The sequence below is a fragment of the Treponema porcinum genome, from assembly GCF_900167145.1.
GTDB classification, from domain to species: Bacteria; Spirochaetota; Spirochaetia; order Treponematales; family Treponemataceae; genus Treponema_D; species Treponema_D porcinum.
On sequence record NZ_FUWG01000007.1, the window covers coordinates 115,544 to 140,822 of the forward strand.

Annotated in this window: 21 protein-coding genes and 1 tRNA gene; 8 read left to right on the plus strand and 14 right to left on the minus strand. The window is 43.5% G+C overall.

Annotated elements, in window-relative coordinates; all coding sequences use genetic code 11:
• The first annotated feature begins 142 nt into the window (after nucleotides 1-142).
• From B5D55_RS05765 to B5D55_RS05775, 3 genes are all read left to right on the plus strand, one after another.
• Nucleotides 143-1,087, plus strand: coding sequence for a tetratricopeptide repeat protein (locus B5D55_RS05765; RefSeq protein WP_234975387.1), 945 nt, complete (start codon nucleotides 143-145; stop codon nucleotides 1,085-1,087).
• A 50-nt stretch (nucleotides 1,088-1,137) separates the two neighbouring features.
• Nucleotides 1,138-3,852 (plus strand): transcription elongation factor GreA, encoded by a 2,715-nt coding sequence (gene greA / locus B5D55_RS05770; RefSeq protein ID WP_078933050.1) that lies wholly within the window; start codon nucleotides 1,138-1,140, stop codon nucleotides 3,850-3,852.
• 137 nt (nucleotides 3,853-3,989) lie between these two features.
• The gene (locus B5D55_RS05775) at nucleotides 3,990-4,940 is read left to right on the plus strand and encodes an MBL fold metallo-hydrolase (protein ID WP_078933051.1); all 951 of its coding nucleotides are present in this window, start codon (nucleotides 3,990-3,992) and stop codon (nucleotides 4,938-4,940) included.
• 58 nt (nucleotides 4,941-4,998) lie between these two features.
• On the opposite strand, the gene deoC is transcribed toward B5D55_RS05775, so the two are convergent.
• The 4 genes from deoC to B5D55_RS05795 form a co-directional block, all read right to left on the minus strand.
• Nucleotides 4,999-5,739, minus strand: coding sequence for a deoxyribose-phosphate aldolase (gene deoC / locus B5D55_RS05780; RefSeq protein WP_078933052.1), 741 nt, complete (start codon nucleotides 5,737-5,739; stop codon nucleotides 4,999-5,001).
• A gap of 5 nt (nucleotides 5,740-5,744) precedes the next feature.
• On the minus strand, nucleotides 5,745-6,734 hold the full coding sequence (locus B5D55_RS05785; RefSeq protein WP_078933053.1) for a hypothetical protein: 990 nt from the start codon (nucleotides 6,732-6,734) through the stop codon (nucleotides 5,745-5,747).
• Between the two features lie 77 nt (nucleotides 6,735-6,811).
• Nucleotides 6,812-7,756, minus strand: coding sequence for a LysM peptidoglycan-binding domain-containing M23 family metallopeptidase (locus B5D55_RS05790; RefSeq protein ID WP_078933054.1), 945 nt, complete (start codon nucleotides 7,754-7,756; stop codon nucleotides 6,812-6,814).
• 30 nt (nucleotides 7,757-7,786) lie between these two features.
• Nucleotides 7,787-7,957: an indolepyruvate ferredoxin oxidoreductase subunit alpha gene (locus B5D55_RS05795; RefSeq protein ID WP_078933055.1), complete on the minus strand. Its 171-nt coding sequence runs from the start codon at nucleotides 7,955-7,957 to the stop codon at nucleotides 7,787-7,789.
• Nucleotides 7,958-8,060: 103 nt separating this feature from the next.
• Between B5D55_RS05795 and B5D55_RS05800 the strand changes: the two genes are divergently transcribed.
• On the plus strand, nucleotides 8,061-9,962 hold the full coding sequence (locus B5D55_RS05800) for a ribonuclease catalytic domain-containing protein (RefSeq protein ID WP_078933056.1): 1,902 nt from the start codon (nucleotides 8,061-8,063) through the stop codon (nucleotides 9,960-9,962).
• Nucleotides 9,963-10,039: 77 nt separating this feature from the next.
• Here the strand turns inward: B5D55_RS05800 and B5D55_RS05805 are convergent, their stop codons facing one another.
• From B5D55_RS05805 to fusA, 6 genes are all read right to left on the minus strand, one after another.
• Nucleotides 10,040-11,161, minus strand: a complete 1,122-nt coding sequence (locus B5D55_RS05805; RefSeq protein WP_078933057.1) for an ABC transporter ATP-binding protein — start codon at nucleotides 11,159-11,161, stop codon at nucleotides 10,040-10,042.
• Between the two features lie 152 nt (nucleotides 11,162-11,313).
• The gene (locus B5D55_RS05810) at nucleotides 11,314-12,108 is read right to left on the minus strand and encodes a lysophospholipid acyltransferase family protein (protein WP_078933058.1); all 795 of its coding nucleotides are present in this window, start codon (nucleotides 12,106-12,108) and stop codon (nucleotides 11,314-11,316) included.
• Nucleotides 12,109-12,135: 27 nt separating this feature from the next.
• Nucleotides 12,136-13,404, minus strand: coding sequence for a glycosyltransferase family 2 protein (locus B5D55_RS05815; RefSeq protein ID WP_078933059.1), 1,269 nt, complete (start codon nucleotides 13,402-13,404; stop codon nucleotides 12,136-12,138).
• A gap of 94 nt (nucleotides 13,405-13,498) precedes the next feature.
• Nucleotides 13,499-14,209, minus strand: a complete 711-nt coding sequence (locus tag B5D55_RS05820) for a DUF554 domain-containing protein (RefSeq protein WP_078933060.1) — start codon at nucleotides 14,207-14,209, stop codon at nucleotides 13,499-13,501.
• Between the two features lie 56 nt (nucleotides 14,210-14,265).
• A tRNA-Leu gene (locus tag B5D55_RS05825) sits at nucleotides 14,266-14,347 on the minus strand.
• An 82-nt stretch (nucleotides 14,348-14,429) separates the two neighbouring features.
• Complete coding sequence (gene fusA / locus B5D55_RS05830; RefSeq protein ID WP_078933061.1) at nucleotides 14,430-16,478, minus strand: elongation factor G; 2,049 nt, start codon at nucleotides 16,476-16,478, stop codon at nucleotides 14,430-14,432.
• Nucleotides 16,479-16,649: 171 nt separating this feature from the next.
• Between fusA and B5D55_RS05835 the strand changes: the two genes are divergently transcribed.
• Entirely contained in the window at nucleotides 16,650-17,216 is a 567-nt protein-coding gene (locus B5D55_RS05835) for a phosphatase PAP2 family protein (protein ID WP_143593230.1), read from the plus strand.
• Complete coding sequence (locus tag B5D55_RS05840) at nucleotides 17,209-17,853, plus strand: HAD family hydrolase (protein WP_078933062.1); 645 nt, start codon at nucleotides 17,209-17,211, stop codon at nucleotides 17,851-17,853. Before B5D55_RS05835 ends, B5D55_RS05840 begins: the two co-directional genes overlap by 8 nt.
• Before the next feature lie 134 nt (nucleotides 17,854-17,987).
• Here the strand turns inward: B5D55_RS05840 and B5D55_RS05845 are convergent, their stop codons facing one another.
• The 3 genes from B5D55_RS05845 to B5D55_RS05855 form a co-directional block, all read right to left on the minus strand.
• The gene (locus B5D55_RS05845; protein WP_078933063.1) at nucleotides 17,988-20,792 is read right to left on the minus strand and encodes an AAA family ATPase; all 2,805 of its coding nucleotides are present in this window, start codon (nucleotides 20,790-20,792) and stop codon (nucleotides 17,988-17,990) included.
• A 27-nt stretch (nucleotides 20,793-20,819) separates the two neighbouring features.
• Entirely contained in the window at nucleotides 20,820-22,031 is a 1,212-nt protein-coding gene (locus B5D55_RS05850; RefSeq protein ID WP_078933064.1) for a metallophosphoesterase family protein, read from the minus strand.
• 97 nt (nucleotides 22,032-22,128) lie between these two features.
• Nucleotides 22,129-23,481 carry an MATE family efflux transporter gene (locus B5D55_RS05855; protein WP_078933065.1) on the minus strand — a complete coding sequence of 451 codons (1,353 nt, stop codon included), beginning with the start codon at nucleotides 23,479-23,481 and terminating at the stop codon, nucleotides 22,129-22,131.
• A gap of 192 nt (nucleotides 23,482-23,673) precedes the next feature.
• Here B5D55_RS05855 and B5D55_RS05860 point away from each other — a divergent pair, with 192 nt between their 5' ends.
• Nucleotides 23,674-24,636 carry an oligopeptide/dipeptide ABC transporter ATP-binding protein gene (locus tag B5D55_RS05860; RefSeq protein WP_078933078.1) on the plus strand — a complete coding sequence of 321 codons (963 nt, stop codon included), beginning with the start codon at nucleotides 23,674-23,676 and terminating at the stop codon, nucleotides 24,634-24,636.
• Between the two features lie 132 nt (nucleotides 24,637-24,768).
• On the opposite strand, the gene B5D55_RS05865 is transcribed toward B5D55_RS05860, so the two are convergent.
• A complete protein-coding gene (locus B5D55_RS05865) occupies nucleotides 24,769-24,972 on the minus strand; it encodes a hypothetical protein (RefSeq protein WP_143593232.1) in 204 nt (67 codons plus the stop codon).
• Between the two features lie 59 nt (nucleotides 24,973-25,031).
• Here B5D55_RS05865 and B5D55_RS05870 point away from each other — a divergent pair.
• The coding region (locus tag B5D55_RS05870; RefSeq protein ID WP_078933067.1) for a transposase at nucleotides 25,032-25,279 on the plus strand (248 nt) is incomplete at its 3' end.

Consider the following 25,279-nt stretch of genomic DNA (forward strand, 5'->3'; position numbering starts at 1 on the left):
GCACACCCATCCCTGAATTATATTTTTTGCAAAAAGCCGTAAAAAATATCTTGACATATTAACTTAAAGCGAGTATAAACTTTATCCCAAATTTAATAAAAATCAGCAATTCCATTGACTAACCCTCTGCTTCTGATATAAAATGACCTTACCGCTTATGGATATTCAAACAGAAAAAGGACTGAGAGAAGCACTTTCGTACCTGGAGTCAGGAAAACCCGACGAAGCAAAGAAAGTTCTGGACACAATCCTTATGTACAATCTGGAAAGCAAGGAGCTGATTCTCTCAGGCAAATACTGCCTGTTCTGGAGCGATGCACTTCTCCGCCTTTCAGACATAGAAGATTCATACGAGCGCGGCGAGCGGCTGCTTGCAGAATGGAAGAATTTTCTTGATTTCATCCGCCAGCAGCAGGAAACATACGAAAATGCAGTGTATGCAGCGTGCCGCGGAGTGTTCAGGCTTGCGCTGTATAACTATACAAGACTGCTTGACGAGCGGATTCCGGCGCAAAAAGCGGAGATTTTGCGGAAATGCGGCATCTGCTACAAAAAGCTGGGAGAATTCGACAACGCAAAGATGTGTCTTTCGGAAGCGAATTCCCTGACGGCAGGACAGGCAGCCGTTATTGCGGAACTTGCAGACTGCTATGCACTCTGCGGAGATGACAAGGCGGCAAAAGTCCTTTTCCGGGAAGCATTCTTCCTTGACTTCAAGAAGATTGACCTTGTCTTTCTGGATTCCGAGCTTATCCGCTGCCTTATAGAAAAAACTGCGGAGAAAGGCTATTCGGGAGAGCTTCTGAACGCCTGGATTCCAGTATACGGAGTCCTGTGGGGCGTATTCAATATGAAGCGGAATATGAAGTCGCAGGAAATCGGCAGGCTCAAGCAGGAAATTTACGCATTGGAGAACGAGCAGAAAGATCCGTCGAGGGCAACAGAAATACTTACGCCCCGGCTTATCAATATGTATTTCTGGCTGATAGACTACTGTCAGGCACAGAATGACAGCAAGCTTATCAATGAAACGCTGCTGAAGATAAAAATACTTGATACTACCGTCTACAATCTGTATGTAAAGTAGTTCAAAATATAAGGGCGATAAGAGTTTATAGAGAAACACAGGAGTTTTATATGTCTGAAGAATTAATCAAATCCGTACAGGAAATGCTCAAGGAAGAAACGTGGACCAGAGCAACAATCAGCAACTATTCAAAAGAAAAGCTCATTGAACTGGCTGCTGTCGTAGAAAAAGCGCGCAATGAAAACTGCACCGATGAAATACAGCAGATTTGTGACGAGCAGCTCTCTCACTCAAAAGACAGCATCATCGCCCTGTACCTTTCCGGTATGATTTCTTTGCAGAAAGGAACTCTTGACAACTCATCGCTTGTAGCTCTTGTTGACATATTCCAGAAAAACCACAAGGAACCGGTAGTAGAATATCTGTGCCAGAGCATCCTTGAAGATGACCCGACGAATAAATTTGCCCTGCGCACGCTTGCAGAATATTACCGTGCCGCAGACAACGACAAAGTCTGGGCTTTATACGCACAGCTTGTCAAGCTTGACTTTGAGGAAGCAGACATTGCAAAAGCACTTGCAGAGCATTACGAATCTTCCGGTGATATGGAAACAGCAACAGAATACTACAAGAAAGCAATCCTACGCTACGTAAATGCAGGAAACATAAACGCAACGAAAGAACTGTGGTCCAAGCTCGTCCAGCTCATTCCGCAGGAAATCGACTTCTTCCAGCTTGTAAAGCGCAAGGTATCAAAAACGCTCGGCGACGACAAGACTGCAATCCTTCTTCAGGAACTTTACAACTGGTATAAAGACAATCAGAAATGGGATACGGCAATTTCCCTGCTTAAAGAAATCCTTACAGTAGACCAGAAAGACATCTGGGCCCGCAAGGAAATTACGGACTGCTACCGCGGAAAATACAGCGGACATTCACATCTTGACGACTATATCCGCTCGTCAAACCTTACGCAGAACTTCAGAAATGTTTTTGAAGCAATCAATGATTTTGAAAAGCACATTGCATTTGACGTACACAACTTTGTTTTCCACCGCACCTGGGGCGTAGGCATTATCCGCAAGGTTGAAAATGAAAAACTCATCATCAATTTTGGCAAGAAAGCCGGAATTCGTGATATGGCACTGAAAATGGCAGTAGATGCTCTTACTCCGCTTACAAAAGACCATATTTGGGTTCTTAAGGCAACGAAACAGAAAGACGTACTTGCAAAAATGGTAAAAGACGACAAAGCATGGACACTGAAGACAATCATAAAGAGTTTTGACAACAACTGCGACTTCAAGCGGATTAAGGCAGAACTTGTTCCGTCCGTACTCACTCCTGGCGAATGGACATCCTGGAATTCAGCTGCAAAGAAAATCCTTGAATCCGATGCAACATTCGGCGTAAACCCGAACGACATCAATATGTATATGGTACGCGAGAACGAAATCAGCAAGGAAGAAAAACTTGCAAACGAGTTTAAGGCTCAAAAACAGTTCTTCTCACGCATCGACATTCTTATGAAATACGTTGACTCTGACGAAACTGACAAAACAAGCGAAATGTTCGCCGAAATGTTCAACTATTTCGCAGGTTACGTAAAGACGCTTGATCTTTCCGACCAGCCGATGAAGGTAAACGAACAGATTGTCGCCTCATATCTTGTTGTTCAGAACATCACCGCCGCAAACAAGCAGCTTTCAGTTCCGACAAAATACACGTTCCAGCAGATTTACGAGAAAATTCAGGATCCGCGCGAAATGTACGAGCTTCTTAAAGACACAAAAAACACATCGCTTCGCGCAGACTTCCTGAGGAACATCAGAATGCTCCCGAACTGGTCAGACGAATACATCCGCCTGTTCCCGACTGTTCTTGAAGGTCAGATGCTTACGATGCTCATCGACAGCGGCTACACCGAAAAAGTACAGAAGCTTGTCGTTTCCTGCTTTGAAAACTGCAAGGACTACCGCAACGCCGTACTTTATTTCTTCAAGGAATGCCAGAACGAAGAATGGTTTAAGAATGCAGGAATTTCATACGAAAAGCAGCTCATCACCCTTATCCAGCTCATCGAGCTTACATTCCGCGAAATCAACAACCATCTGAATACAACGGAAAACAAGAAAATCAACAAGAACGCTACACTTCTCCTCTTCAAAGACGACGCACTTCTTAACTATATGTTCCAGAATGATGAGGAAACTGTAAAGAAAATGTACACCCTCATTGATGACCTTGCAGACATTGATCCGTCATACAAGGCACTGATGAGAAACAGAATTCTTGAAAAATATCCGAACATCAAATTCCACGTTTCAGAGGAAAAATCTTCTGCACCGAAAGGAATGCTTGTTACGGCAAAGAAGCTGGAAGAAAAGAAACAGCTGCTTGAACGCCTGCAGACCGTTGATATTCCTGCAAATGCAAAAGAAATTGAAGAAGCCCGCGAAAAAGGCGACTTGAAGGAAAATGCAGAATACAAGGCTGCAAAAGAGCACCAGCACAAGCTCAACAACGATGTTGCAAAGCTTCAGGCAGAATTGAACAGGGCAGTCGTATTCGACCCGACAACAGTTACAACGGCGCTTATTTCATTTGCAACTACAGTAACGCTGCACAACAACGACAAGAATGCGGACGAAACATATACAATTCTCGGACCGTGGGAATCAGACCCGGAAAACGGAATCATCTCTTATATGGCACCGTTCGGAAACGCAATTATGGATTACAAAGTTGGTGACAACATCAAGTTTGCAATCAATGAATACAAATACAATTACACTGTAAAAGAAATCAAGGCTGCAAAACTGTAGTTTCTGCACTTTTACAGAAAGGACTGTCCTGAGTAAATAAGGTTTTATGATTACGCATAAGCCTGACATACGGACAGTCCTTTTTTTTATTATCAAACTGTCTTTCTCTTCCATCTTTTTTTTGATATTATAACTGTATGACTGCAAAAAAACTGACAGACTCTGTATATTTTCTTCCAGGAGCAACAAACATCGGCATTATCTCCTGTTTCAGCAGCACAAAAAAAACGAATGAAGTTTATCTTGTTGATACAGGAATGAGCGCATCCGACGCAAAAGTCATTTTAGAAGAACTGAAATCTCTTTTTCCAAAAGAAAAAGGCGGCTATTCAATAAAAGCAATTATAAGTACGCATTCTCATGCAGACCACTGCGGCGGAAACAAATATATAATTGAAAAAACAAAATGTGATTTACTGGCAACAAAAAAAGAGTCAGGAAGCATACAAAATCCGTTTCTTCAGGCTGCCGTAATCTGGGGCGGAAACCCGATTCCGGAAATTACAGGGCCTTATTATGAGGCTGAACCGACGATGCCTACAAAAATAATAGACGCCGCCGTTAAAATAACTCTGGACAATTCTTCCGAAATTTCATTTTTTCCGCTTCCAGGCCACTATTTTGAAATGACAGGCGTTTTGTACGAAAATTCAAAAAAGGAAAAAGTGCTGTTTGCCGGAGATGCCGTTTTCGGACGCGAGCATATTCTGAAATACTGGATACCGTTTTTGTATGACGTAAAGGAATTCAAGCAGACGCTGGATGCACTTTTAACGGTAGAGGCAGACTGGTTTGTTCCAAGTCACGGAAACGCAATAACAAGAATTGACGAAACTGTAGAAATGAACAAAATTGCCATTCTTTCCACAGAATTCTGCATTCTTCACATCCTGCGAAATCAGGATCTGCCGTTTGAAGAAATTGTAAAGCAGGTTGCAGATTTAAATAACATAACGCTGAAAACAGCACAGTTTGCGCTCATCAGCAGCACGCTCCGCTCATACCTTACATATCTGGCAAAAGACAACAAAATTTCCTATTATATAAAAGATAACCGGCTGTACTGGCATCGAAAGGAACGCAGTTGAAATTCCTCTACCCCACCGGATTGAAATTACGTACAGGAACAGAAATGATGCAAAAAAATCAGCGTGTTGTTTCTGGAAGTTCTATACTTTCGTCCCAGGCATCAAGAATCTGAATACCGCTTGAAGTTCCTATGCGTGTTGCACCGGCTAATATCATACTTGCAGCAGAGCGGGCTGAACGAATGCCGCCGGAAGCCTTTACGCCAAAATCCTCACCAACAGTTTTACGCATAAGCTGTACGTGATGAACGGACGCACCGTTCGGAAGCAGGTTTCCGTCTATTCCCTTAGGAGCGGCAAAACCGGTTGATGTCTTTACAAAATCTGCACCGGCACGAACCGCACACTGGCAGGCTGTTGCTATCGTCGGATCATCTAAAAAACACGTTTCCAATATCACTTTTACAATAACTTTTCTTCCAAGACGTTCTGCTTCTTCCCGGCAGGCGCATACAACACCGTGAATATCAGTTTCAACATCATTAAAGCGGCAGTCAATTGCCGCACCGACATTCATCACCATATCAATTTCATCAGCACCGTTTTTTATTGCAGAAACTGCCTCAAAACGCTTTACCTCAGTTGTATTTGAACCGAGCGGAAAACCGACGACAGTACAAATATGCACGTCAGAATTCGAAAGTTCATTTTTTGCCGCCGCAACAAAATAAGGATTTATGCAGACAGAGGCGAAATGATAAACTTCCGCCTGCGTACACAACTTTACAATATCCCTTATTCCTGCCGTCGGGGCAAGAAGCGTATGATCTATCATTTTTGCAACTGTTTCTTTTTTCATTTTTACTACTCCTCGGTAATCTCCAAGTCAACAGACAAATTTACAGAATAAGACTTACCTTTTTCCGCATTAAGGCTTCGGATAATTTCATAGCTTCCCATCAAAAAGCGAAGGCGATGCTCCCCTTCTGAAACTTCAAATTCCGCAGCAGTTCCGTCAATTTTCTGATCATCAAAGAACATATCAACATTATCTGGCACAGAAATAGAAACAGTCGGCATAAGGCTTTTCAATGAAATTTCACAGACTGTCGTTCTTGCCCTGTCTATATACACGGAACTTACTTCATTACGATACTCATCTGACTGAATGCAGACGTTATGAACGCCGGTATCAAGAAGAATTGAATTGTCTGCCGGAAGTTCCGTAACTTTATCATCAATAAGGACGACAAACGGCGTTTTTGCAGAAGACGGCGTTTTTACAGAAAGCACGAGCCTTCCCTTGTCAATCAGCACCGGTTTTACAGACACAGAAAGCACAGATTCAAGAGTTTCTTCAGGAACGCCTTTCATCACCGGCATAAAACGCAAAAAGACAAAATGCCCGGAAATCTCCGGAATGACATTCATTTTTGTAACGTAAGGACCGTCTTTCAGGGAATTATCATAGCGGAGCGGAATCTGCATAATCCAGTTCACTTTTGAAGGAAGCGGCTGTATGTAGATACGTTTTCCCGAATAATCAATTTTTGAAGCAGACGGAACAGGCGCGACTCCGTCATACGCGGCAAGAGCAACAGAATCACGCCAGTTTGCAACGGCAGGCGGAATCTGAACCTTCACTTCTATTCCTTCAAAAAACATAAGGTCATCCGGCAGAAAGACTCCAATACTGTCATTTATGCCGGTCTGTAAACTCTGCTCCTTTTGATTTTCAGCGGAAAGAGAAACAATGTGCGTCTTATGAGTCCTGAATGATTCTGCCTGACAGTCGGCAGTACTCATAAAAAAGAGAAGAGAAAAAAAACATCCTGCGCAGAAAACACGTTTCATATATTTATTCTACTATATTTATTAATAAATTTACATACCGGGACTTGAAAATCAAAGAAAAAAAAAGAAATATAACGTCATTGACGCGGCAAAAGTTCTTCCGGGTCTGTTGCCTTTCCGTTCCTGCGGATTTCAAAATGAAGATGCGGACCTGTTGCAGCACCTGTCTGCCCTACCTCGCCAATAGTCTGCCCGGAACGTACTGCCTGCCCCTGTCTGACCGATATTTTTGAAAGATGCGCGTACACGCTCGTAAGTCCGCCAGAATGAGAAATAATAATATAATTTCCAAAAATTGCATCATTTCTGACTGCAAGGCTTACCGTTCCGCCTTTACAGGCATACACACTTTCTCCTTCGGGAGCCGCAAAATCAACTCCTTTATGAAATTTCCACACGCCGTACACAGGACTTGTCCTGTATCCGAAACCGGAAGAAACAATCCTGGTATCAATAGGAAGGCGGAAAGACGAATCCAGAAAAAAAGCTCTTTGCGCCTGCGAAAAGCGCTCCCCCTGCAAAAAATCAAATTCCCTGCCGTCAACAACATAGCGAACGGGAGATGCGTCCGCCTTCATTTCTGCACGGAGCAGAACTTCCACAGCATTCACAGGCTTCACCGGAACAAAAACGCCTTTTTCAGCAGGAATAATAATTTTTCGCCCTGAAAGCCGTTCGTCCGTTCCTGATATTCCGTTCAGAGTGGCAAGAGTATCATACGGAATGCCGGTCGCAGAATGAAGGGAAAAAAGAGTTTCGTTCGCTCTGCAAGTATACAAATAGAATTCTTCAATACATTCTTTTCCGGCAGCATACTGAATGTCATTATAAGATGAAGTCTGGGTCAGCTGCTGAAAAACAACATCATAACGAGAAAGCTCGTTTATAACCGGAAGAAAATCAGAAGAAACGACAAAAGCACTTTCCTGAGCGGCAGAAAAGCAAATTGAAAAGAAAAAAAGCGGAATTACGAAAAGATTTTTCAGCACTTTAAAATAAAAAGACGGACGAAAACCGTTCATAATCACACAACTTTCGTCCGTCCTTTTTAATTATTCAGAAATAGCTTCTGCAGGACATTCAGATGCGCACGTACCGCAGCTGATACATTTATCAGCGTCAATTACGCGTTTATCATTGCTTTCTGAAATAGCTCCAACAGGACAATCCGGTTCGCAAGAACCACAGTTTACGCATTTGTCAGCGTCGATTTTGTATGCCATATTTTGCTCCCTAAAATGTGATAATTAAATATTACTGTAGACTTCATTTTTTAGCAAGAAAATTTTTATTGTTTAACCGCACTCTTTTCTTTATATTTACAGTATGTACAATAAAAACATTTTAGTCCTTTACAAAAAACAGCCGGCACTCATAAAAGATTTTGACGGCGACAAAATAGTCATTACTTTTCAGGCAGGAGCTGCTTCACCAAACGGAAAAAAAAACCGGTATGCAGAACAGAAAGTCCGGGAAAAAGACATCATTCCTTTGAGTGAAAAAAGCTGTACAAGCCTTGAAGATGCACTTTCATACGAAGACAGTTCTATCTCCACGCTTATTCAGGAAGCCTACGAACTTCTTGAAAGCGACGAAGCGACGGCAAAAACGCCCGTTTCATTCAGCGAACTTTCAGACATAATAAAGGCTGATGCCGAAGCACAGGCGCAGTGGTTTATATTCAATGCTCTTACAAAATCCCTTGAATTCTCCCTTGACGAAGCGGCTCTTAAAAACAACGAACTGACGTTCATTCCGCGCACAGAAGATGAAATCAACGTAATCAAACAGAAAAACTACGAAAAGGAACACGAAGAAGAAATCCGTGCGGCATTTATAGAACGGCTAAAGCAGAGAAAACTTGAATTTCCCGGCGATGCAAAATATATGGTCGAGGTGGAAAACGTTGCTCTGTGCAAGACTGAAAAATCAAAAGTTCTTGTAGAAGCCGGAATAACGCAGACTCCGGAAAAAGCGCACAAGCTCCTTCTTGAAACAGGAATTTGGGAAATAACAAAAAATCCGTACCCTACACGATACGGTCTTTCAATGACAAGTGCACAGCAGGGACTGGGAACGCCGCCAGAGGAAGAACGGCTTGAAGTTCCCGGTACGGCATACGCAATAGACAACGAATGGTCGGCAGACCCGGACGATGCAGTTAATTTTGACGGAAAATACCTGTGGGTGCATATCGCAGACCCGGCATCATTTGTTGAACCGGACAGTGTCGTAGACAAGGCGGCACGTAACAGGGGAACAACGCTGTATCTTCCTGACGGTGCAGTCCGTATGCTTGCAGAAACAGCACTTGAAGACTATGCACTGGGGCTTAAAGAAAAAAGCCGCGCCCTGTCTTTCAGGCTTCTTCTCAACGAAGACTGTTCCGTACAGGAATGCACCATACTAAAAACAATCGTCAACGTTAAGCGGCTCACCTATAAAGCAGCAACAGAACAAAAAGACTCACCGGAACTAAAGCCGCTTTTCGACATTGCAAAACGGAATGTTGAGCGCAGAAAAAAATCCGGCGCAACAAATATAGATATGCCGGAAGTCCACATAAACGTTGATCCGGAAACGAAAAAGGTTTCTGTTTCGCCGCTTGTACGCTACGAGGCAGACGCAATGATATGCGAAATGATGCTTCTGGCAGGTGAAGGCGCGGCTCATTTTGCATACAACAACAGAATTCCATTCCCGTTTGTAAGTCAGGAAGCACCGGAATTCCCTGCAAAACTGGCAGACGGCCTTGCAGGTCAGTTCCAGCTGCTCAAATGTATGCGAAAACGAAGCGTCGGAATTACTCCAGCAATGCATTCAGGACTGGGAATTGCAATCTACAGTCAGGTAACAAGTCCGCTTCGCCGTTATTCAGATTTAATTGCCCACGAACAGCTGAGGGCATATCTTGACGGAAGAAAACTCATCGACAAAGACACTATGCTTGAGCGCATCAGCCAGGGAGATGCGGCTTCTGTTGCGGCACGAAAAGCCAGCAGATACAGCGATACTCATTGGAAATTGATTTACCTTCTTCAGAACCCTGAATGGCAGGGAGAAGCAGTCTGTATTGAAAACAAGGGAAACGACTCCATTATGATGATTCCAAGCCTTGCAATGCAGACAATGCTGAAAGGCACTCAACTTGCGCTGAACCAGAAGGTTACGGTAAAAGCGTCAAACATTGACATAACGACGCAGGAAGCAGATTTTTCAATATGCTGAAATAAAAAAGCCCGGATTCATATAAGAATCCGGGCTTTTTTTACGAACGGCGCTTTTTCAAAAAACGCCGCTATATGTTACCACTTTACTTCAATCGTATCGCAGATGTTCTTTTCGCCTTCTTCCATAGAGAAGAATTTAGCTTTTTCCATATTAGGAACAACATTGATTGTATCACCAAGACGGAATTCTACATTGTCGTGGATTTTTGCAATAACAGACTGACCTTTGTTTGAAACAAGATACAGGTGAGTTTCAGCGCCAAGAGGCTCCTTGTTCGTAATCTTCATCTGCATATTGTCTTTTCCAACCGGTTTTTCTGAATATTCAAGATCCTCAGGACGAATACCGAAAGAAACTTCTTTTCCGACATATTCTTTAAGGCATTTTGCCTGTGCGTCAGTCGGAGCAATTTCGAACGAACCTTCATCACATACGATTTTTCCGCCACGCTCAAGAACTTTTACAGTAAGGAAGTTCATCGGAGGAGTTCCGATAAATCCGGCAACGAATTTGTTGATCGGATTGTTGTACAGGTACAACGGAGCACCAATCTGCTGAACAAAACCGTCTTTCATAACGACGATCTTTGTACCGAGCGTCATAGCTTCTGTCTGGTCGTGCGTAACGTAAATCATTGTTTTCTGCTGTGTATTGTGCAGGTTTGCGATTTCAGCACGCATTGTAACGCGAAGCTTTGCATCAAGGTTAGAGAGCGGCTCGTCGAACAAGAATACTTTTGGCTCGCGGACAATTGCACGTCCTACGGCAACACGCTGCCTCTGTCCGCCGGAAAGAGCCTTAGGTTTTCTTTCAAGATACGGAGTAAGACCAAGCTGTTCTGCAGCCGCACGAACTTTATGGTCAATTTCTGCCTTGTCTACCTTGCGGAGTTTTAGACCAAATGCCATGTTATCATATACAGACATGTGCGGATAAAGCGCATAGTTCTGGAAAACCATTGCAATATCACGGTCTTTCGGCGGAACATCATTCATTTCCTTACCGTCAATATAAAGTTTGCCTTCAGAAATATCTTCCAAGCCGGCAATCATACGGAGAGTCGTAGACTTACCGCATCCAGAAGGACCTACGAAAACGCAGAATTCCTTGTCCTCAATTGTGATATTAGCATTTGTAACAGCCTGTACACCGCCGTCATAAATTTTGCCAATACCTTTTAATTCAACTTTTGCCATATTATTTGGCCTCCCTTTGGGGTTATATTATACTTATCATTGTAAGGGGAAAAAGATTATTAGTCAAACAAAATTAGGAAGAAACCAGGAGAGAAACTTGAATTCGGCATAAAAAAATCTGCGCAAAAACGCAGATTTTTTCAGTAAAAGCTCTATTCAGCACCGTATGCCTGTTCATATTTTTTCATACAGGCATCAAACGCACCGTTTTTCAAATCCCGGACATTTTCTTTTTTTGTCTTTTCAGAATTTGGATAGAGCGGATTTAAAATATTCACCGTAAATTCAGGAAGATCAATTCCGTCGCGGACTCTGCCAGTTTCGCGGAACGTAATGAAAAGCGGCACGACCGGCACATTGTTCGCAGCGGCAAAATGAAATGCACCATCCATAAACGGACGCGGCTTTTTATAGCACCACCATTCGCTGCCCTCCGGGAAGAACAGCACGCCTGTTCCGTGCGAAAGATAATAGTTCACTGCCTCAGTAAATTTCTGTATGCAGGCACGCGTATTCTTGAACGGCAGTATTCCGTCCGCACGCATCATCTTTCCAAGAAATCCCGGACGGTTATTGAAATCTGCAACCATAATCTTTAAAGGACGCTTTCCGAGCGCATAATTTACTGCAAGCGCATCGTATTTATTCACGTGGTTACAGATAAAAACAGCCGCTCCTACTCCCTTCAAATTTTCTTTTCCCGTAATTTTTGTAAGAAGAACTTTCTCATTAAGAGATTTTATGAAATGATTAAGGAACGTAATTTTCCGGAATGCGTACACCGCACGCAGAAACACATTCGGAATATACGGAAACGACTCGTCCACAGGAAGCGTCCCGTGATATTCAATCGGATCCAGATGGTCGGAAAATCTGCCTTCCTGCTCGGCTTTCTTCATTTTTTCTATAACATCAGGTGTTGTATATGCTAAATCAAACCAATCCATAAGGCAAATCTCCGTCACATTTATTTTTTATTCAGAGAAAACTTCAGAAGAGTCTGTCTGAACGCGGGCAATTGCATCCCACTGCTTGTCATTCTTGCTGACAATTGCTTTTGCAACAATCGGAATATATCCCATATAGAAAACAGGATGCACAAAAAGAACGGCAAGAAATCCCAGCTTTGTAAGTTTTATGTCTTTTCTATTAATGAAAAGCGCAACAGCAGTCAGAATGAAGAATGCAGCATAAATTGCAAACACCGCAGCACCGGCAGAAATCACATACTCCCAATTTACAGGTTCACCGAATCCTATTGCAAGTGCAGAGCAGACAAGATTTATTGCAGCCATTCCGATAAGCGTTGCAACAAACAGATAAACCAGCCACAGACTGAACATAAAGTAAAAATTTACGACAGGTTTATTCTGTCTGTTCTTTATCAAATCTGCAAAATAAATGTAGTTTGAATGAGTAAGACCATGCATCCAACGTGAACGGCGCTTATTTGTTTCAGCAAGGCTAGGAGCTTCTTCCATATAAATCATTGCATACGAATAATAGAAGCATTTTCTGTTTTTAAGAATGCTGTCGTGGCAGAATTCCATATCTTCAGTCAATGTCTTGCGGTAGCACCAGCCGTTCATCTCTTCAACAACTTTGCGCGTAAAAAGAATACCAGTCGTTACAGTCATCGTAGTAAGGTTATGATCGCTTCGGAAACGGTTTCCCATATCATCCATGAATGTCCAGATAAGACCGTTGCAGGCAGTTACGAGATTACTGTTCTTTCCGCCGTCCTGATAATAGTTGCGGACGCGTTTTTTTGCATTTATAACGTCAGCACCAGAAGCCATTGCATTGTTCATCTCTTCAAGGAATGTTTTTTCAAGAAGACAGTCAGCATCTACGATGATAAAACCGTCGTACTTTTTCGGATATTTCTCAAGAATTTTCTTGAATGTATAATCAGTACAGTCACCTTTACATGTCTGGGTAACATCGCAGTACACTTCAGCATTAACAATTTTTGCATATTCATAGACAGGATCTTCAGGATCTTTTACAGCTATAAACGTATCAAAACAGTCTGCGTCATACGTCTGAGCCTTTATAGATTCCAGAAGCGGAATGATATTCTTGCCTTCGTTCCTTGCAGGAATAAATAAAGCAAGCTTGTTTTTCTTGTCATTATACAGCCGTTTCTGAGGAAAAAGAGAAGCAAACCACGCAAATGCACGAGGTGCATACAAAACGGCAAAAATAGCGCATACAAAAAGAACTGTATTCAAGCTAAACATTTACAAAACTCCTTTTCATGCATTTAAATGCATAATTTTCTGTTGTCTATTTAGACACGTAATGTCAAAAAAAGTTGCACAATTTTTTTTTCTGCTATTTAATAAGCACTACAAACAGAATTTCAAGTATAAATGCAGGAAGAAAATTTGCCGTCTTGATTTTTTTTAGATTAAGAAGATTTATTCCTATCATTACAATCATTGCGCCGCCAGCAGCAGTAAGTTCCTCTATAAGAACCTGCGAAACATAAGGCTGAATTACAACACTCAGAAGGGTAAGCGCTCCCTGATAAAGAAAAACGATAATTGCACTGAATGCAGTACCTATTCCCATTGCGCCGGCAAAACTTATTGCCATAAAACCGTCAAGGATAGATTTTGTAAATATAATTGAATAATCTTTTTCTACACCGGCTTTGAACGAACCGACTATAGACATCGCTCCCACACAGAAAAGAACAGACGCATTTAAAAAAGCATAAGCAAAATTACGGGAATTACCGTCGCCTTCAGAGAACGGCGTTTCTTTTCCGTGAAAACAGAGACGCTGAAGGAAATTTCCCAGTTTCAGAATTTTTCCGTCTATATCGCATAAGCAGCCGATAATTCCGCCTGCAATAAGCGAAAGCGTCATATACACAATGTTGTGATACTGCATTGCCATCTGAATACCAAGAATCATCGTTACAATGCCGGCGGCCGTCTGAATATGGGATGACATTTCCTCCGTTATCCTGCGTGCAAAGAACAAACCGATAATCGAACCTGCTATAACAGCACCGCAATTTACAAAAACCGCAATCATTAAAAAAATCCCCAGGGTAAAAAAAAAGATTGCTGAAAAATCAGCAATCTTTTTAGTGCGGCGAACAGGACTTGAACCTGCACAGCTTTCGCCATAAGGACCTCAACCTTACGTGTCTACCAATTCCGCCATCGCCGCGAATTGATTAGTATCATATATATTTTTTGAAAAAGTGTCAATAGAAACATCATCACTTTTCAAAAAAAATATTCCGGATAAATCAGGAATTAAATCCTCCTGCCTTAACCTGAAAGTGGCTGAATTCCATACTGAACCCCGCCCTTCCCTGCGTTGCAGAACGAAGATTTGTAGAAAATCCGAACATTTTTGCCATCGGTGCCTGAGCATGGATTATGTCACCGCTTGCCTTTGAGTCCTGTCCCATAATCATTCCGCCGCGCTGAGTCATCTGACTCATTGCTTCACCCACAAATTCCTTAGGGCAGGTAATGTCGACATTCATAACAGGTTCCAGAAGCTGCGGAGAAGCCATATTGCAAACTTTATCGAATGCCTGTGCGGCACACGCCTCGAATGCAAATGTAGTAGCAGTTTCTTCCGAATACGTTATGCCGGTAACGGTTACTGCTGTATCCGTACACGGATAACCGTAGTTTATTCCGGAATCAAGGGAACTTCTGAAGCCGTTTTCCACAGCCTCATAAATTTCTTCAGGAATGTTATTGTCACGCACGGTACATGAATAGGAATTTCCTGCACCCTGCTCGCGCGGTTCAACATGAACTGTAATTCCGGCCGTATTTTCCTTACCGCCCAGAACTTTGCTGAACGATTCCGTACAGTCTGCAGAGGAAGTAACGGCTTCGCGGTACGTAACCTGCGGCGCACCTACGCGGCACTGAACGCCGAAGTCATCTTTCATACGCGTTACAAGAACGTCAAGATGAAGTTCTCCCATTCCGCTGATGATAAGCTGACCGGTTTCTGAATCTTCGTGATATGTAAAAGTCGGATCTTCCTTAGAAAGAATTTGAAGGGTGTCGTTCATTTTGTCACGCTCGCTCATACTTTCCGGCTCAAGCGAAACGGAAATTACAGGCTGAGGGAAAACAGGCTTTTCAAGAAGAACAGGAAATCCCTCGCTTCCGACTGAATCACCGGTCTGGGCAAGTTTAAGTCCTACAAAAACGGCTATATCTCCGGCGCAGACTTCGTTCAACGGCTCGCTTTTGTCCGCGTGCATACGGAGAATTCGGTTTACGCGCTCGCGTTTTTTCTTGTTTATGTTAAGAACCTGCGTTCCGGCAGAGATTTTTCCGGAATACATACGGACGTAACACAGGCTTCCCATTTCGCGGTCATACTGAATTTTGAACACAAGCCCCAGAGCTGGCTTTGAAACATCGCACGGAACTTCAACAGTTTCTTCCTTGTCTTTTTTGATATGAATGCCTGAAGCAGCAGGAATGTCCGTAGGACACGGAAGATAATCAATCACCGCATCGATAAGCGGCTGAACACCCTGATTATGGCGCGCACTACCCATAACAAACGGAACAAATGTACGGTTTATAGAACCTTTTCTGATTGCAGCCTTAAGCTGTCCGACAGAAATTTCCTGTCCGTCAAGATACAGTTCGGCAAGTTCATCATCACTGGATGCAACCTGATCAATAAGTTTTTCGCGCCAGGTTACGGCATCTGCCATACGACTTTCGTCGATGTCGCTTTCAACAATCGTTTCTCCCTCGTCATCGGCATTCCAGCGCAGCTCTTTCATGCGCAAAAGGTCAATCACCCCTTCGAACGCCTGTCCTTCACCGATAGGAATTTGAAGCGCAAGACATTCAACGCCGAATTTTTCCTGAACGTCTTTCATAGACCCGAAAAAATCCGCGCCGATTCGATCCATTTTGTTCATAAAGCAAAGGCGCGGAACTTTAAATTCGTCTGCCTGCTTCCAGACAGTTTCCGTCTGCGGCTGAACGCCGTCAACCGCGCAGATAACTGCAACCGCGCCGTCAAGGACACGGAGGGAACGCTCGACTTCCGCCGTAAAATCAACGTGACCCGGAGTGTCGATGATATTTATCTGATAGTCTTTCCAATAAGTCGTCGTGGCGGCACTGCAAATCGTAATTCCGCGTTCCTGCTCCTGTGCCATCCAGTCCATAGTTGCCTGACCGTCATCAATCTCGCCTATCTTATGTATTTTTTTTGTATAATACAGAATACGCTCTGTCGTCGTTGTTTTTCCGGCATCAATATGAGCCATAATTCCGATGTTCCGCATTTTTTCAAGTAACATACAATCCTCTTGTCAGAATCACAGTTTTCCGTCTGACACAAATTCTTTCCATTAAATTAAGTATAAGTAAGAACGAATTATATTGATTTTTTTAAGGTTATACAACATTGTAAAATAGTCTGTAAACATACGCACATTGAAAATAACCGTATAAAAGGTTATAGTCTGAAAATGACGATAACGCAAATAGACTTTTCCATTCTAGACTGGATTCAAAACACGCTGAAAAATTCCTTGCTTGATGCAGTTATGCCCGTCATAACGCATCTTGGAGACGGAGGTTTTATCTGGATTTTGACTGCGCTGATTTTTACTGCAATTCCGCGCACAAGAAAAACAGGAATTCTTATGATTATTTCGCTGGCAGCAGGAGCAGTTGCGTATCAGTTCATCCTTAAGCCGGTTATAGCGCGTCCGCGTCCGTTTACGCAAAATCCTGCCGCCGTCCTGCTTATAAAGCCGCCTTCGGATTTTTCGTTTCCGTCAGGACATACCGCCTGCGCATTTTCTGCTGCGGCAGTGCTTTTTTTCAGGCGGAACAGGCTTTGGATTCCGGCAGTTATACTGGCAGCATCAATCGCATTTTCGCGGCTGTACCTGTACGTACATTTTCCGACTGATGTTCTTGCAGGAATTATCATCGGAACAGGAGTAAGTGCGGCAGTCTGTTTTATAAAACCTAATTCAAAGAATATGCCGAAAAACGGCGTGCAAACAAAGAAGGATAAAAATGGCTGACATTAAAGGAATTATTTTTGATATGGACGGTGTAATTCTTGACACCGAAACAATCTGTTTCCGCACGTGGGAAATTGCAGGAAACGAATTTCATCTTACGGATATTGAAAAAGCGCAGCACGCCTGTCTGGGAATGAACAAGCCTGATACGATTTCAACGCTGCGCCGGCTGTACGGAAACAATTTTGAGGCGGAGCGCTTTCTTGAGCGGACATCGGAACTGTTTTCGCAGATAGAAACGACGGATGGAATTCAGCTTATGCCGTATGCGGAAGAAACTCTTTCCTGTCTTGTAAAAAAATATACAGTTGCACTTGCTACATCCACCAGAAGAGAAAAAGCTTCACGGCAGCTTGAAAACGCCGGAGTAAAAAAATATTTTTCATCGCTTACCTTTGGAGATATGGTAACGCATTCAAAGCCTGAGCCGGAAATCTACCTTATGGCGTGCCGTTCCGCAGGCTTAAAACCGGAAGAATGTGCCGCCGTTGAAGACAGCCCGAACGGAATAAGAAGCGCATATGCCGCCGGAATGCAGTGCATTATGATTCCAGATAAAATCCAGCCGACTGATGAAATGCGAAAATGCTGCACGCACATCTGTAAATCTTTGAAAGAACTTCAGACGATTTTATAGAATGAATTATAAAACCGCGGCATATTTTTATCAGTATTTTTTATGTTTGCGCAAATGACAATCTGTTTTGCCACTGTCATATTACATCTCCCATAAAAAGTCAATTATGTGCAGTTTATTATATTCAACTTTTATTATCCTTTTCTTATTCGTATATGTGAACCGAAGTTCGTTTTTTCAACGTCAATACGCGAACGTACAGTCTGCTGAAGCGCTTCAACGTGTGATATGATACCAATCATTTTTGTTTCCTGAAGTTCATTTAAAATTTCCATTGCCTTGTCCAGCGTTTCACCGTCAAGCGAACCGAATCCTTCATCTATAAAAAGCGAATCAAGGGAAACAGCCCCGTTCTGATTCTGTACAACGTCCGTTATGGCAAGGGCAAGGCTTATGCTTGCTTCAAACGTTTCTCCGCCGCTTAAAGTTGCCGGGTCACGCGTACAGCCGGTAAAACTGTCCGTTACAAGAAGATCAAGTCCTTTGTACCCCTTCCCCGTCTTTCCGCCGGAATCAAGCAGAAATTGAAAACGTCCGCTGGAAATGTCAAAAAAGCGGCGGCTCGCATAACTTACGACCTGCTCAAAATATACACCGAGCGCCCAGGAATCAAACTGAAGTTTTGAAGGATTCGTGCCGTTCAAGTCTTCGCTCAACTTTTTATACGGCTTGAATTCCGAATACAGTTTGTTGTACTGACGTTCAAGTTCCTGAACAGTATTAAAAGCAGAAGAATAGGCCGTATGTTCACGTTCAAGACGTTCCGTTTCTTTTCTTGCTGCGTTAAAATCATTTTCTGCATACCGCTCGTCAGAAACAAGCAAATCAAGTTCCGCACGGACATTTTCTGCAGAATCAACGGCGGCGGTACTTTCTACAATACCTTCGCATTTTTTTACTTCATCAGCATACCGCCGGCAGAGTTCTTTCTGCCTTTCAAGAAGCGAACTTTCAATAAAGCAGCTTTTCGCTTCGTCTACGCAGGAAAAAACAGACTTTCCGATTTTTTCTTCAAGAAGCGCCGCCTTCTCCCTGCTTTCGTCCGCAAGCAATTTTACCTGCGCCTCTGCATTTTCAAAAGCTGCTTTTGCACCGGCAGCAGAACGGGAAAGACTGTTGAGCGACTCGGAAAACTGCGCAATCTCCGTTTCTGCCGCCGCAATTTTACTTTGAGCCGCCCTGCACCGCACATTCAATTCAAAATACGTTTTTACAAGCGAAACATACTGCTCCTTTACAAAAGAAGTTTCTGGAACGGCGGCAAATGGTTCTGCCTGTTTTTCAAGCATTTCTATTTTTGATTCGGCGGCACGCATATCCTGAAGTTTCTGCTGGTACGACTCGTCCAGCTGCTTTTCATTCTGCCGGAACGTCTGAACCTGCTCCTCAAACGAAAGAATGTCTTTATGCGCGTCGGAACAAACTGGTTCAGGATGTTCAACGGCACCGCATACAGGACACGGCTTTCCCGGTAAAAGAGATTTTGAAACGGTGTATGCCATATTCAAAATCCGCTGTTGCTCCAGTGCCGCCTCTGCCTGCTCGCGGGAACGCCTGTTCCGTTCAAGAAGTTCAAAAAGGGAATCAGCACTTTTTTTAAGAACCTCAAGTTCTTCCCTGCTTTCTGAAAGCCGCAGAACAACTCCGTCGCGTTCCGCCGCTTTCTGAAGCAATGCGCACGCGTCTGCAAGTTCTTCATTGATTGAAACGGAGCGGCTTTTGTCTTTTTCATTTTTGACTTCGGAAAGATGTTCTTCGCCGGAAAAACGATATTCTTCATTAAGACTGCAGAGCGTTTCCCGAAGTTCCGGCGGAACGGCATTTGAAAGGGTGTATTTCTGCGCATCATCAAGGCGCGATTTCTGCTGAAGAATGTTTTTCTTAAGTTTTTCCGTATCGTCCTTGAGCTTTGAAATTCGTTCTGCCTGTGATTGAAGCGCATCCAGTTCCTGCGTAATTTTTTCATAACGTCTTTGCGCGCTTTCAAAATTCTTCTGCGCCGCAAAAAGGCGTTTTTCCGCATCTTCTTTCTGGCGGATAAAAACGTCAAGTTCAAGGGCACGCTGCGCACGCTCATTCTGCTTTTCAAGTTCGTCAAACTGTGATTTCTGCGCCGCAAGTTCAGAAAGCCGTTTTCTGCTTGTCGCCGCAGTTTCTGCCGCCGCAAATTTTTCTTCAAGAACGGCTTTTTTTGACGCAATTTCCTTACGCTTTTCTATAAGCGCGCTTTCCTTTTTATGAAGTTCTGCAATTTTCGCTTCCATTGCAGAAAGTTTTTCCGATGCATTTGAAAAATCATTATTCTTCGAGGAAAGCGCAATCTGATGCGAAACAGCAGAAAGTTCTTCTTCCATACGGCGCGCATTTTCACGGGTCTTAACCATAAGGTCTGAAAACCAGCTGACCGGGAACAGTTTTGCAAGGGTGTCGCGCCGTTCTTTTGAAGACTGTTTTAAAAATTCAGCAAATGCTCCCTGCGGAAGAAGTACTACCTGCGCAAATTCATCCGCCGCAAGTCCGATTATTTCCTGAATGCGCCCGTTCGTCGCTTCCGTCTTTTCTCCGAACGAAATAAATTCTCCGCCCTCAAAACCACAGAAATCAACTTCAGACGGTTTTGTCACCAGCCTGCCCTTGCTGTTTACAAGAGTATACGGCACAGTCCGGTGAACGCGGTATTTTTTTCCGGCAGCCTCAAACACAAATTCCACAAAAGTTTCGCTTCCGTCTTCCGCATATTTTGAACGCAGTTCCTGAACGCAGTTTGCGCGGTTTCCTTTAAGTTTTCCGTAAAGGGCAAACGTCATTGCATCAAAAATAAAAGTTTTTCCGGCGCCAGTATTTCCGCTTATAAGAAAAAGCGTATCAAGTTCAGAAAAATCAATGCGTTCGTCAAGGAACGGTCCGATATTTTTTAAAATCAATTCAACTGGTTTCATCTAATTCAATCTCCCGCCTTTCCGCCGCTACCAGGATAAACCTTTTGACAATTCTGAAAAAAGTTTTTTTTCGTCCTGAACGCACTGCTTTTCTTCCGCAGGAAGCTCCTCCTCAAAACCGGAAGAACCGTATGCATCCGAAAGAAACTGCTCAAAAATCTGACAGGAATTTTTTGACTCTATGGCAGACTTTCGTTCCTGAACCGAACCAGACGACGAAGCGGAAGCGTAAATTTTCGGCACAAAACTAAGGCACAGCGGAAAATTCGTGCGAAGAAGGCTCATTGCCCCCTGCACAACGGAAGTATCCGTTGCAGAAATCTTTACGTAACAGTCACGGTACTTTTCAATCAGTTTTTTATCCGCAGACGCACCGTAAAAATCACTGAACGCGCCCTCAAGAACTGCCAGACGATGGAGCGGACGCACTGGAATCTTCTGAACGGACGGAACATCCGTACCATTAACGGTAACGCTCAGCATAAAAGTGTCCGGATTATCGCCAAAGTCGTATGCAAGCGGAGAGCCGGAATAATAAACGCGCTTTTCAGAACCGCACGGCTGGCATTTATGAATATGCCCGAGCGCGCAATAGGTAAAGCCGTTAAAAACGTCAGTATCTACCATTTCCGCCGTCCCGACAAAACTGCGTTCCGAAGAACCGACCGCGCTTTTTGCCGTAAAAAGATGCGCGCAAAGAACGGCAGGAATTCCAGAATACGACTTGTCATGAACCTGAAGAATGCGGCTCAAGGCATACTCATACTGTTCCTGCTGAGTCCTAAGCAGCTTTTCGTCATCGGAAGAAATTGAAAGCGGATATAAAAACGGCAGCTGGTAGACGCAAACCGCCTCTCCGCCGTTTTCAAGGACAACCGGCTCAGTGTAATGGCTCGTGTCCGTACAGATATGTATATTCTGACTGTCAAGCAGTTCGCGTGCAAAAGAAAGTCGTCCTGCAGAATCGTGATTTCCTGCAATAAAAAACAAATGAAGTTCCGGGAAAGAAGAATGTACCGTATTAAGAAAACGGCTCAAAAGCTGCGTTGCTTCTGCCGGAGGAACAGCCCGGTCGTATACATCACCAGGAACAAGAAGCGCAGAATACGGATTTCCACCTTTACGGGCAGATTCAAGTTCTTCACAAACCTGACGCAGGAATTCACGCTGGTCTTCGATAAGCGAAACCTCGTGAAAAACCTTCCCTAAATGCCAGTCTCCGGTATGTAAAAAACGCATATCCACCCTCAATAAAAGTCTGTAAAAAGTACAGGGAGAAGTATAGCACAAAACGGCGGATTATTTCACCCTTTTTGGCCGTTTTTATTCCAGGTTTTTACGCCGCCGATTTTTTTACGACAGACTTTCCGCGCCAAGTTCCGATTTTCCACCTTACAAGAACGACAACGGCACGGAAAATCTCGTCTGCCGCCATTCCAATCCATATTCCGCAAAGTCCGCGCTTCATTGCAATGCCGAACACGTATGCACCCACAACAGAAATTCCCCACATCGACACAATGCCAAGCACCGTAGGAAATACAACATCACCGGCGGCGCGCATGCTGCGGATTACAACAAGATTTACGCATCTTCCCAGTTCAAGGAATATTGCAACAAAAAGAACCTCACGTCCGATTGCAACAATCTGTTCGTTTTCGGAAAAAAACCGCAGCGTCCACGGAGAAAGCAGATAGTTTGCAACAGCTATTGCAATAGAAACAACCATTGCACTTGAAAGGCTTTTAAGGACTCGCCGGTACGCAAAATCATAGTCGTCATCGCCCACGCTGTGCCCCACTACAATGGACGTAGCGCCTGCCATTGCATTTGAATACACAATCGAAAAAAGAGTAAGCGTATTGCAGTATATTTTTGCCGTCGTTGCCTCAGGTCCCATTGTATTTACAAACGCCGTAATTATAATCTGCGCAATGTTATAGGAAATGTTTTCACCGGCAGTAGGAATTCCAAGTTTTATAAGTTTTGAAAGAATATCAATCGGAAACGGACGGAGCAGGCGGAAAGAAATATTGCCTTTTACGATTTTTTTGAACACAATAAAAGAAACAATCATACTGACAACGCTGCTTATGCTTGTAGATACGGCAACGCCGCGCACGCCAAGATTAAGATATGCAAGCGGTCCGAACAGGAAGATGTAATTTCCGGTGATATTCAGAATGTTCATTCCAAAAAACAAAAACATTCCCACCGCTGTTTTTCCGTGACAGTTAAGAATTTGCGAAAAAACCATTACGATTGCGTCCGTAAACAAAAAGCACCCGACGATTTTCATATAACTGTCCGCATCAGAAAGCATGACAGGCGGAATATGAACAGCATTTAGAAGCGGACGGCTGAACGTCGTTACAAAAAGGCAGACGGCAATGCTAAGCACAAGATTGAACAAAACGGCAACTGTATAAATGCGGTTCATTTTATCAGTCTGCCTTGCACCAAGATACTGCGCCACAACCACGCCTGTAGCGCTTGAAACAATGGAAAACGCAAGATTCAGAAATCCAAGAATCTGGCTGGCATTTCCGATTGCACCAACGGCAGTTTCCGAACACCGGCTCATCATAATCGTATCTACGTAGCCAAGACACATAGATAAAATCATCTGGACAAAAATAGGCCATGCCAGCTTAAAAATAGAAGATTCCTTAACAGACTGTGAGTTCATGCCATACACAATACAGATAAAACAAATAAAAGAAAAGTAACAATTATATTCTGCAATAACATAAAACTATCACAAAATGCGGAGAAGAAAATACTTTATCACAAAACATTTATGGTTACGGCTGTGTTGATTTGCCGGGCATTTTGCGTTTATACTCAAAAAAACAACGAGCGGAGGTTTTCTACGGATTCTATGGAACAGAACTCAAACGACAATATTCTTTCAGTGCGCAATCTTTCCAAACAGTTCAATATGGAAGCCGGATTTTTTGCAAGGAACAAAAAGACTGTTTTTGCGGTAAATGACGTTTCGTTCGACATTCCGCGCGGAACTACATACGGAATTGTAGGCGAATCTGGCTGCGGAAAGACAACGACAGCGCGCCTTGTAATAAGAATGTACAAACAGACAGGCGGAACGATTTTATTTAAAGGACAGAATGTTTCTTTGCTTACAGGAAAACAGCTTAAAAACTACCGGGAAAAAGTAAAATATATTTTTCAAGACCCGGCGCGCTCGCTGAATCCCCGAATGACAATTTTTGAAGTCCTTACAGCTCCCCTCCGCTACTCTTCCGAATGGCACGGCAAAAAAGATGCGCGTGAACGGGCAGAAAAAATCATACAGGAAGTCGGACTTTCCGCAGAAGACTTAGACCGCCGCCCCGCAGAATTTTCCGGTGGACAGCGCCAGCGCATTTCGATTGCACGGGGACTTATCATGAACCCGGAACTTCTTATCTGCGACGAAGTTGTTTCTGCGCTTGACGTTTCAATTCAGGGACAGATTATAAACCTTCTGCACGACATAAAAAAAAGCCGCGGCTTAAGCTATATTTTCATCACGCACGATTTGAAAGTCGCCTGCTATTTCTGCGATACCATAGGCGTAATGTACCGCGGCGTTCTGGTGGAAGAAGCACCAGCTGCGGACTTGTATAAAAAAGCCGGGCATCCTTACACAAAACTGCTGTTTGAAGGTGCAAAATGCGTACAGACAAGCGCAGGCACCGAAGTAAAAACTACACTTGAAGCAGAAACGTGCTGTCCGTTTGCGCACCGCTGCCCGAAAGCAACAGAACGATGCAGAAACGAACTGCCCGGCTTTAGGCAGACCGGCGAACGCCACAAGATACGCTGTTTTTTGGAGGAGTAGCCGTGGCGCAGGCACGGAGAAAAAGCAAGGCAACGGTGGAACGACACGCAGCACGGAAGAACATCACTTGCAGGGGAAAAACAGTGCGGCATAGCATCGTAAAACACCGCACTGCGCAGTACAAATACTGACCTATTCCTGCTCCTGCGTAATCACAAAGGTATTGTTGTTCTCGTAGAAGGTAAAACGATACGTTCCGCTTGATAAAGGCGTAAAAAGAAAGTTTGTATTTTCTCCTTTCTCTGTAGAAGTCTGCATTTTTACATCTAAAGAAACAGTTTTTCCAGCAGTATTTTCTTTTCCGCTTCCGTATAAAATGAGTGCGTAAAACAGCACAGAAAAAGGAACAGATTTAAGGTGCAAACAGCCGATAAATTAAGCAAGGCGGTTAGCACATGGCAAAGAAACGACAGACATTCAGCAAGGAATTCAAGGCAAAGGTTGCTCTTGAAGCTTTACGAGAAGAATCTACGATTCAGGAAATTGCAGTAAAATATGGCGTTCATCCGAATCAGATTTCGCAGTGGAAGGCACAGGCAATTGCAGGTATGGCAGATCTTTTTGAGCGTCCGAACAAGAAATCTGAAGAAGTCCGCCGGCAGGAAGAAAAAGAAAGCGAATACCTGAAGACAATCGGCGAACA